The sequence below is a fragment of the Ureibacillus sp. FSL W8-0352 genome (genome assembly GCF_038004345.1).
In the GTDB taxonomy this organism is placed as follows: Bacteria; Bacillota; Bacilli; order Bacillales_A; family Planococcaceae; genus Ureibacillus; species Ureibacillus thermosphaericus.
This window is the reverse complement of sequence record NZ_JBBOQT010000001.1, coordinates 1,789,001-1,795,000: the sequence shown is the minus strand read 5'-3', so window position 1 is coordinate 1,795,000 and position 6,000 is coordinate 1,789,001. Positions and strand designations below refer to the sequence as shown.

At 47.5% G+C, this 6,000-nt stretch carries 2 protein-coding genes, 16 tRNA genes and 2 rRNA genes (1 of these 20 running past the window's edge); 18 read left to right on the top strand and 2 right to left on the bottom strand.

Annotated elements, in window-relative coordinates:
- The 18 genes from NST98_RS09220 to NST98_RS09135 all read left to right on the top strand — a co-directional run.
- Positions 1 to 2,247: ribosomal RNA gene (locus tag NST98_RS09220) — 23S ribosomal RNA — on the top strand (it extends 680 nt beyond the left edge of the window).
- Between the two features lie 122 nt (positions 2,248 to 2,369).
- Positions 2,370 to 2,485: ribosomal RNA gene (rrf, locus tag NST98_RS09215) — 5S ribosomal RNA — on the top strand.
- Positions 2,486 to 2,499: 14 nt separating this feature from the next.
- A tRNA-Asn gene (locus NST98_RS09210) sits at positions 2,500 to 2,574 on the top strand.
- 8 nt (positions 2,575 to 2,582) lie between these two features.
- A tRNA-Ser gene (locus tag NST98_RS09205) sits at positions 2,583 to 2,675 on the top strand.
- Positions 2,676 to 2,688: 13 nt separating this feature from the next.
- Positions 2,689 to 2,763 (top strand) — tRNA-Glu (locus NST98_RS09200).
- Between the two features lie 4 nt (positions 2,764 to 2,767).
- A tRNA-Val gene (locus tag NST98_RS09195) sits at positions 2,768 to 2,843 on the top strand.
- A 20-nt stretch (positions 2,844 to 2,863) separates the two neighbouring features.
- Positions 2,864 to 2,940: transfer RNA gene (locus NST98_RS09190), tRNA-Met, on the top strand.
- Between the two features lie 4 nt (positions 2,941 to 2,944).
- A tRNA-Asp gene (locus tag NST98_RS09185) sits at positions 2,945 to 3,020 on the top strand.
- Positions 3,021 to 3,028: 8 nt separating this feature from the next.
- Positions 3,029 to 3,104 (top strand) — tRNA-Phe (locus NST98_RS09180).
- A gap of 7 nt (positions 3,105 to 3,111) precedes the next feature.
- A tRNA-Thr gene (locus NST98_RS09175) sits at positions 3,112 to 3,187 on the top strand.
- An 8-nt stretch (positions 3,188 to 3,195) separates the two neighbouring features.
- Positions 3,196 to 3,280, top strand: a tRNA-Tyr gene (locus NST98_RS09170).
- A gap of 4 nt (positions 3,281 to 3,284) precedes the next feature.
- Positions 3,285 to 3,358 (top strand) — tRNA-Trp (locus tag NST98_RS09165).
- Between the two features lie 26 nt (positions 3,359 to 3,384).
- Positions 3,385 to 3,460: transfer RNA gene (locus NST98_RS09160), tRNA-His, on the top strand.
- A 26-nt stretch (positions 3,461 to 3,486) separates the two neighbouring features.
- A tRNA-His gene (locus NST98_RS09155) sits at positions 3,487 to 3,562 on the top strand.
- 34 nt (positions 3,563 to 3,596) lie between these two features.
- Positions 3,597 to 3,671 (top strand) — tRNA-Gln (locus NST98_RS09150).
- A 5-nt stretch (positions 3,672 to 3,676) separates the two neighbouring features.
- Positions 3,677 to 3,751: transfer RNA gene (locus tag NST98_RS09145), tRNA-Gly, on the top strand.
- Positions 3,752 to 3,758: 7 nt separating this feature from the next.
- Positions 3,759 to 3,832 (top strand) — tRNA-Cys (locus NST98_RS09140).
- Positions 3,833 to 3,882: 50 nt separating this feature from the next.
- Positions 3,883 to 3,965: transfer RNA gene (locus tag NST98_RS09135), tRNA-Leu, on the top strand.
- Positions 3,966 to 4,103: 138 nt separating this feature from the next.
- On the opposite strand, the gene NST98_RS09130 is transcribed toward NST98_RS09135, so the two are convergent.
- Positions 4,104 to 4,358, bottom strand: a complete 255-nt coding sequence (locus NST98_RS09130; RefSeq protein ID WP_340714984.1) for a transposase — start codon at positions 4,356 to 4,358, stop codon at positions 4,104 to 4,106.
- Between the two features lie 55 nt (positions 4,359 to 4,413).
- A complete protein-coding gene (tnpC, locus tag NST98_RS09125; RefSeq protein ID WP_445684030.1) occupies positions 4,414 to 5,988 on the bottom strand; it encodes an IS66 family transposase in 1,575 nt (524 codons plus the stop codon).
- Positions 5,989 to 6,000: the final 12 nt, after the last annotated feature.

Here is a 6,000-nt window from a genome sequence, read left to right as displayed (position 1 = left end):
GAGTCTGAATAGGGCGTTTTGAGTACGTGGTCGTAGACCCGAAACCAGGTGATCTACCCATGTCCAGGGTGAAGGTGAGGTAACACTCACTGGAGGCCCGAACCCACGCACGTTGAAAAGTGCGGGGATGAGGTGTGGGTAGCGGAGAAATTCCAATCGAACTTGGAGATAGCTGGTTCTCTCCGAAATAGCTTTAGGGCTAGCCTCGTGTGAAGAATACTGGAGGTAGAGCACTGTTTGGACTAGGGGCCCACCTCGGGTTACCGAATTCAGACAAACTCCGAATGCCAGCTATTTATACACGGGAGTCAGACTACGAGTGATAAGATCCGTGGTCAAAAGGGAAACAGCCCAGACCACCAGCTAAGGTCCCAAAGTAATCGTTAAGTGGAAAAGGATGTGGCGTTGCTTAGACAACCAGGATGTTGGCTTAGAAGCAGCCATCATTTAAAGAGTGCGTAATAGCTCACTGGTCGAGTGACGCTGCGCCGAAAATGTATCGGGGCTAAACGATTCACCGAAGCTGTGGATTCGTGCGTTGCACGAGTGGTAGGAGAGCGTTCTAAGTGCGTCGAAGTCAGACCGGAAGGACTGGTGGAGCGCTTAGAAGTGAGAATGCCGGTATGAGTAGCGAAAGATGGGTGAGAATCCCATCCACCGAATGACTAAGGTTTCCTGAGGAAGGCTCGTCCGCTCAGGGTTAGTCGGGACCTAAGTCGAGGCCGAAAGGCGTAGACGATGGACAACAGGTTGATATTCCTGTACCACCTCCCCGCCGTTTGAGTGATGGGGGGACGCAGGAGGATAGGGAATGCACGCCGTTGGTCGAGCGTGTCCAAGCAGCAAGGCGTGGAAGTAGGCAAATCCGCTTCCTAATACGCTGAGCTGTGATGGGGAGCGCGTTACGCGCGAAGTTCCTGATTTCACACTGCCAAGAAAAGCCTCTAGCGAGGCGGGAGGTGCCCGTACCGCAAACCGACACAGGTAGTCGAGGAGAGAATCCTAAGGTGAGCGAGAGAACTCTCGTTAAGGAACTCGGCAAAATGACCCCGTAACTTCGGGAGAAGGGGTGCTCATTGGGGTGCAAGCCCTGATGAGCCGCAGTGAATAGGCCCAGGCGACTGTTTAGCAAAAACACAGGTCTCTGCAAAACCGTAAGGTGAAGTATAGGGGCTGACGCCTGCCCGGTGCTGGAAGGTTAAGAGGAGGAGTTAGCGCAAGCGAAGCTCCGAATTGAAGCCCCAGTAAACGGCGGCCGTAACTATAACGGTCCTAAGGTAGCGAAATTCCTTGTCGGGTAAGTTCCGACCCGCACGAAAGGCGTAACGATCTGGGCACTGTCTCAACGAGAGACTCGGTGAAATTATAGTACCTGTGAAGATGCAGGTTACCCGCGACAGGACGGAAAGACCCCGTGGAGCTTTACTGTAACCTGATATTGAATTTCGGTGCAACTTGTACAGGATAGGTAGGAGCCGTAGAAGGGGGAGCGCCAGCTTCCCTGGAGGCGCCCTTGGGATACTACCCTGGTTGTACTGAAATTCTAACCCGCAAGCCTGATCGGCTTGGGAGACAGTGTCAGGTGGACAGTTTGACTGGGGCGGTCGCCTCCTAAAAGGTAACGGAGGCGCCCAAAGGTTCCCTCAGAATGGTTGGAAATCATTCGCAGAGTGTAAAGGCATAAGGGAGCTTGACTGCGAGACCTACAAGTCGAGCAGGGTCGAAAGACGGGCTTAGTGATCCGGTGGTTCCGCATGGAAGGGCCATCGCTCAACGGATAAAAGCTACCCCGGGGATAACAGGCTTATCTCCCCCAAGAGTCCACATCGACGGGGAGGTTTGGCACCTCGATGTCGGCTCATCGCATCCTGGGGCTGTAGTCGGTCCCAAGGGTTGGGCTGTTCGCCCATTAAAGCGGTACGCGAGCTGGGTTCAGAACGTCGTGAGACAGTTCGGTCCCTATCCGTCGTGGGCGTAGGAAATTTGAGAGGAGCTGTCCTTAGTACGAGAGGACCGGGATGGACACACCGCTGGTGTACCAGTTGTCTTGCCAAAGGCACCGCTGGGTAGCTATGTGTGGACGGGATAAGTGCTGAAAGCATCTAAGCATGAAGCCCCCCTCAAGATGAGATTTCCCATTGCATAAGCAAGTAAGATCCCTCAAAGACGATGAGGTAGATAGGTCCGAGGTGGAAGCACGGTGACGTGTGGAGCTGACGGATACTAATCGATCGAGGACTTAACCAATCATTTCAATGTCGTTATCCAGTTTTGAGAGAACAACCTCTCGTAATTAAAAAATATAAAAAATACTTGAAAAAAGTATAGAATATGATATAATAATACTTGTCTTTCGGTAAGGAATCAAGCCTAGTGGCGATAGCAAAGAGGTCACACCCGTTCCCATACCGAACACGGAAGTTAAGCTCTTTAGCGCCGATGGTAGTAGGGGGCTTCCCCTTGTGAGAGTAGGACGTTGCTAGGCTTATATAAAATCATTCCGAAGTAGCTCAGTGGTAGAGCAACCGGCTGTTAACCGGTTGGTCGTAGGTTCGAATCCTACCTTCGGAGCCATTCTTCTTGGAGAGTTGTCCGAGAGGCTGAAGGAGCACGATTGGAAATCGTGTAGACGGGGATAACCTGTCTCAAGGGTTCAAATCCCTTACTCTCCGCCATAATTAAGAGATTGGCCCCTTGGTCAAGTGGTTAAGACACCGCCCTTTCACGGCGGTAACACGGGTTCGAATCCCGTAGGGGTCACCAATTCGGAGGATTAGCTCAGCTGGGAGAGCACCTGCCTTACAAGCAGGGGGTCGGCGGTTCGATCCCGTCATCCTCCACCATAAAAAACAATTAACATTATCGCGGGGTAGAGCAGTCTGGTAGCTCGTCGGGCTCATAACCCGGAGGTCGCAGGTTCAAATCCTGTCCCCGCAACCAAAGTGGTCCCGTGGTGTAGCGGTTAACATGCCTGCCTGTCACGCAGGAGATCGCGGGTTCGAGTCCCGTCGGGACCGCCATAAAAAGTGGGTCGGTAGCTCAGTTGGTAGAGCATTTGACTGAAGATCAAAGTGTCGGCGGTTCGATTCCGTCCCGACCCACCATAAATATGCCGGTGTAGCTCAATTGGCAGAGCAACTGACTTGTAATCAGTAGGTTGAGGGTTCGATTCCTTTCGCCGGCACCATACTTTCCGGAGGGGTAGCGAAGTGGCTAAACGCGACGGACTGTAAATCCGTTCCCTTTGGGTTCGGCGGTTCGAATCCGCCCCCCTCCACCATTACAGGGGCATAGTTTAACGGTAGAATAGAGGTCTCCAAAACCTTTGGTGTGGGTTCGATTCCTACTGCCCCTGCCATTTTTAATTTTCACCAAGATATTTTGGCGACTGTGGCGAAGTGGTTAACGCATCGGATTGTGGATCCGACATACGTGGGTTCGATTCCCATCAGTCGCCCCATACATATTTTAATATACCTGCTTTTGGCGGCTGTGGCGAAGTGGTTAACGCATCGGATTGTGGATCCGACATACGTGGGTTCGATTCCCATCAGCCGCCCCATAAAATAGAATATAAGTTGTTTATATAATATTATTGGGGTATAGCCAAGTGGTAAGGCAACGGATTTTGATTCCGTCATGCCCAGGTTCGAATCCTGGTACCCCAGCCATTCATGCGGAAGTAGTTCAGTGGTAGAACACCACCTTGCCAAGGTGGGGGTCGCGGGTTCGAACCCCGTCTTCCGCTCCAGTAATTTGGCGGCTTAGCCAAGCGGTAAGGCACGGGTCTGCAACACCCTTATCACCGGTTCGAATCCGGTAGCCGCCTCCAAATAAATAAATATCGGTTTAACCGATTTATTTTTTTCTCTTTTTTATTATGCCGATGTGGCGGAATTGGCAGACGCGCACGACTCAAAATCGTGTTCCCAAAAGGAGTGTGGGTTCGACTCCCACCATCGGCATTAGGATTCAAGGAAACCTTATATCATCAAAGCCTTCAGTAATAATGGGTTCTTTGTCAAATGGTGTTGGTGAATAAATTTTAGCGACATTATTTGGTAATATGTAATCGGATGGCTTAGGGGAAATTCGAGGTTCCCCTAAGCTGTTTTTATTTTCGCTAAGTTTTGGGTAATGAATATTCGGTTTCTAAAGTGATAGAAGGATCGATAACCGAAAGAAATGCGTTTAATCACTTTGATTTTGTTATGAATCCCCTCTAAAATGCCGTTATTATAATCGTACTTTAGCGTATTCTCGACGTAATTGATGTATTTGTTGATTGTCTTGATGGCGGTTTTCATATAGCTGGGTTGTAAGCCCGAAATATGTGAGATAAATAAAAAAATGCGCACCCTCTGGTACGCACGACGAATAGCCCTTCAATCCAATATTTTTTCGGATTAAGGGCTATTTTGCCATTGCACATGATTCACAAATTGTTTTCGACCATGGCAAATAGCGATCTAATATTTCTGGCTGTTGATGGATTGGTAAACTTGGGAGTTCCGACAATACTTTCACTAAGTATTGATAAAAATCAATTCCATTAGCTTTTGCCGTTTCAGCCAAGCTTAAACAGATGGCGTTTGCATCGGCTCCCGATTCACTCACGGAAAACAGCCAGTTTTTTCGTCCAATGACATTCGGCCGAATCGCATTTTCAGCTGGGTTGTTGTCCATTTCAATGCGTCCATCATACAGAAAAGCTTTTAAACCTTCGGCGTGCTTCAATGTATATTCCGCAGCTTTGGCAAGGGCATTCTTCCCATAGAAAGGAGATTCGTCAATCCATTTGAAAAATGCCTCAACGATAGGTTTGGACTCTTTTTGTCTAGCTTTTCTCCGTTCGCTCGGCCGAAGTTTCTTAAATTTCCGTTCTAGGCGGTAAAGTCGATCACAATAATCGACACCAATCCGTCCATTTTTACTTTCGGCTTTTAACCAGTATCGACGAACATGAGCCCAGCAGTTGGCAAAATGAATATTTGGCACATCATGGTATGCAGAATATCCATCGCAGATAATCGTCCCTTTAAAGCCTTTCATAAAGTCAGTCAAAATTTCCCGACTTCGGGATAAAGCACTATGGAACAGAACAATTGCTGGACCTTGAGATCCTACGCTACGGAACACCCAGTTGTAAGCTTTAGATTGAGCTGGCTTTCCATCTGAGCGGTTCAATACTTGGGCATAGGTTTCATCGACATGAAGAATTGATTTTTTCATGAGGGTTTCTTTCATTCGATTATATAATGGAAGAAGCCAATCTTCTGCCGTGCGAATCACCCAGTTGGATAGGTTCTTATCATTGGTTAGTAAACCATAACGATGCCATTCCTTTACCTGCCTATATAAGGGTAAATAAAGAATAAATTTATCATAGATGAGTTTTGCTAAGACCGTTGGTCCTGCGATACTTCGCAGAATGGCAGGTTGCGGTGCTTTTCCACGTTTGATTTGTGAGTCTTTATTCGAATCTTTTTTACAAGACCTGCACTCATAAGCGTGTTCAATATGCTGAACACGCTTCATAGTAGCTGGTATGAATTTTGCTTCTTCTCGTACAATCGTGCTGCCAATCTCTGTCATAGGTGATTGACAACACTCGCATTGTAAGTTTTCTGGATGATGATGAATTTCTTCAATTTCTAAACCATCCATAAAAGAATCATTTCGTTTTTTCTTGTTATGTCGTTTACGAACAACTGTGTATGTCACAGTGTCCGTGCTTTTTTCTCCTGTGTGCTCAGGTTCATTAAAAAAAGAGTCGTCATCAAACAAAGAATACTGTCCGTCTGGAGCTTGATACTTTGATTTTTCAGATTTTGAGCCATAAAGCCGTTTAGTTAAATAACGAACTTGTTGTGACAATAATTCAATTTGTTTCAACAATTCATCATTTTTTTGATTGGCATGAGCTAGTTGCTCTTCTAATGACTGAATTAACTTTTCGTATGAATCATTGTTCACAACATCCACCACTTTTCCGTACTG